This is a genomic window from Gemmatimonadota bacterium, from assembly GCA_026706345.1.
GTDB lineage: Bacteria > JAAXHH01 > JAAXHH01 > JAAXHH01 > JAAXHH01 > JAAXHH01.
The window spans coordinates 1-2,748 of the sequence record JAPOYX010000175.1 but is presented as its reverse complement, the minus strand read 5'-3'; the positions used below and the strand labels follow the sequence as shown (position 1 = coordinate 2,748).

Sequence of the window (2,748 nt, the reverse complement as noted above, 5' to 3'; positions counted from 1 at the left end):
CAGAACACGGACGCGTCCGCGGTCCTTGAGGGGCCGCCCTTCGATGGCCTGGCGCGCGGTGGCCGCCACCCGGAAGACCCGCTCTACGAACACCTGGACTGAACGTCGCGGCAAGCAGGCCGCGCTCCAGGACTTCCGGGGCTAGGGGCAGGCCTCGATTTTTGCGAACCGGCGGAACGTTTGCCCTTTCAGGTCGGCGCTGACACAAGGAAGTGCCTCCACCCCCGCTAACGGGCACGACCGGGAGGCAAGTCAGACGAAGCGGGTGCCCTTCAGGTTTTCCTGCATCTCAACGATCGTCTCGGTTACGCGCTCCCGGGTGTAGCCCGTTGTAACCGAGCGCAGGATCAGGCTCATGTCCAGTTTCGCCACGCTGGCCCAGTGGGGCTGCGCTTCCTTGGAGAAAAACCAGGTCAGATACAGCGGATTGACCTGGCGATAGATGATGGCGGTGAGCAGCCCCACATCGACCCACTCAAGGAACTCGCCCTCGTCGGCAATCTGGTCGATCGCCTTGCGGTAGCTCTGCAGCCGGATCTCCGCGAATTCGGTGGATGAGCTGAGCATGGGCGCGAGCGCCCTCGCATACGCCAGGTTTTTGCGGGTCGTGGTTGCAACCGTGTCCACGATAAAGAAAAGCCGATCGATCCCCCGCTCGATCTCGGCGTTGTCGATGGCCCTGTAGGTTCTGCGATAACGCTCCTCCACCGCGGTTCGCAGCAGGGTCTCCTTGTTTTCGAACTGGTGATAGAGCGTTTTGGGCGCGACATCGGCGGCCTTTGCCAGATCGCGCATCTTGACCCCGTCGTAGCCCTGCCGGGCGATCAGTTCCCGGGCTGCGGAAAGGATGCGCTCCCGCCGCCGCAGTTGCCGTTCCGTAAGATTGCGCACGCCTCAGGGCTCCGGAGAGCGCTCGACCCTGCCGAGCACATCCTGGAAGCTGCGCCGCAGTTCGCGCTTCAGCCACCCGAGCATCATCGAGACGGGCACCCTGGGACCGTCGACGACGCGCGCCATGGCCATGCCTTCGAGCAGATACAGGGTCAGGTAGGCTGCGCGCTCGTAAGCCTCGGACAACGCCAGATCGGGAAAGATCCGGCGGGTGTTCTCGTCCCAGGCGGCCTGGAAATCGTCCAGGGCGGGCAGCAGCACCTTCTCCAGTTCAGCGTCTGTGCGCGCCGCCATCTTCAGTTCCATGAACACCACGAACACCGGCGTGTTGAGCTGTTTCCAGTAGGCATCGATGCCTTCCTCGATACGGCTGTAGACGGCGCCCCGCTGTACGGTCGTTTCGCCCTCTACAAACATTTCCAGCCGCTTGCGGTTGAGGTGCAGCACCGTTGCCTTGATCAGTTCCATCCGCGTCGGAAAGTGGTGCAGCATGGCCCCGCGGGAAACGCCGGCCTTGTTGGAGACGTGTTCCGTGGTAGTGTTCCGGTAGCCGAGCTCGAAGAAGCACGCGACAGCGGCATCGAGGATCGACGTGCGCGTCAGTTCGCTCTTGGTCTGCTGCCAGGTTTTGGCGCGAGCGGGTTCGGATGACATGACGGATTCCAGGCCGGTTTGACGTTATTATCACGCAATAGGCATTTTGTGGTAAGTGCGCATCGCGGCATGCTGCGCCCCGGGTTGCAGGGGCGGCCCGGAACAGGCACTTGGGATGGAAACCGTGACCAGCGAAATTCTATTGATCACCAAGGGACACCCATTCGAACGGGAACCGTTTTTCGCCCTGTTCGACGCCATGCCCGGCGTCAACTGGACACACGTCGAACAGCCCGCGGCACAGGTCTTCTTCGACCCCGAGCGGGCGAAAGACTACGACGCATACGTACTCTACGACATGCCCGGTATCCGCTTCCTGCCGGACCGGGAACCCGAATTCGCGGAGCCCCCGAAAGCGTACCGGGAAGGATTCCGGGCACTGCTCGAGGCCGGCCACGGCTTTGTTTTCCTGCACCACGCCATCGCCGGATGGCCAGCCTGGGAAGACTACGCGAAAATCCTGGGCGGCCGCTTCCTCTACATGCCGGGCATTCTCCGGGGCACGGCATGCCAGGATTCCGGCTATCGCCACGACATCGAACACAGGGTGCGCAAGCTCAGGGACCACCCCGTCACCCACGGCATCCCGCCGACGTTCCCGATCACCGACGAGCTCTACCTCTACGAAGTATTCGAAGACGACGTGGAACCGCTATTGGCAAGCGACTACGCCTTCACCCGCGACAACTTCTATTCCGCCGCCCGGGTCGTGGGAAAGGGCACCGCCAACGCCAGGATGTTCGACAACGAGGGCTGGGACCACCCCGACGGCAGCAACCTGATCGGCTGGACCAGAACCGAGGGGTCGAGCCGCATCGTCTACCTGCAATGCGGAGACGGGCCCACCGCATACGCCAACGAGCATTTCCGTCGACTCATTGCCAACGCGGTTGACTGGGTCAGTCCGCGATAGTCGGGGACCTGGGACAAGAAACCGTCTTGACTGACCTTTTTTGCCCTCCTATGCTCGCTTCCTTTCGGGAGACCCGGCTTCGCCGGCAAGGATTCATGCGATGACGGTTTACAGGAAGATCGAGCGGTTCGCAGACCCGCAGACGTCGAAAACGCCCGCCCAGAAAGAGCCGGACCCGGATCTGGGCAACGATTTCATTCCCAAGGAGCGCTATACGTCGCCCGAGTTCATGAAACTCGAATGGGAACGGCTGTGGACCAAGGTATGGCTGATGGGCGCCTGGGAAGGCG

Annotated in this window: 4 protein-coding genes; 2 read left to right on the top strand and 2 right to left on the bottom strand. The window is 62.4% G+C overall.

Annotated elements, in window-relative coordinates; all coding sequences use genetic code 11:
- Window positions 1-252 precede the first annotated feature (252 nt).
- A complete protein-coding gene (locus OXG98_11740; GenBank protein MCY3772674.1) occupies window positions 253-891 on the bottom strand; it encodes a helix-turn-helix domain containing protein in 639 nt (212 codons plus the stop codon).
- A 3-nt stretch (window positions 892-894) separates the two neighbouring features.
- A complete protein-coding gene (locus tag OXG98_11735) occupies window positions 895-1,545 on the bottom strand; it encodes a helix-turn-helix domain containing protein (GenBank protein MCY3772673.1) in 651 nt (216 codons plus the stop codon).
- A gap of 115 nt (window positions 1,546-1,660) precedes the next feature.
- On the opposite strand from OXG98_11735, the gene OXG98_11730 reads away from it, so the two are divergent.
- Together OXG98_11730 and OXG98_11725 are read left to right on the top strand one after the other, a co-directional pair.
- Window positions 1,661-2,458 carry a ThuA domain-containing protein gene (locus OXG98_11730; GenBank protein ID MCY3772672.1) on the top strand — a complete coding sequence of 266 codons (798 nt, stop codon included), beginning with the start codon at window positions 1,661-1,663 and terminating at the stop codon, window positions 2,456-2,458.
- Between the two features lie 100 nt (window positions 2,459-2,558).
- A partial coding sequence (locus OXG98_11725; protein ID MCY3772671.1) for an aromatic ring-hydroxylating dioxygenase subunit alpha occupies window positions 2,559-2,748 on the top strand: 190 nt, incomplete at its 3' end.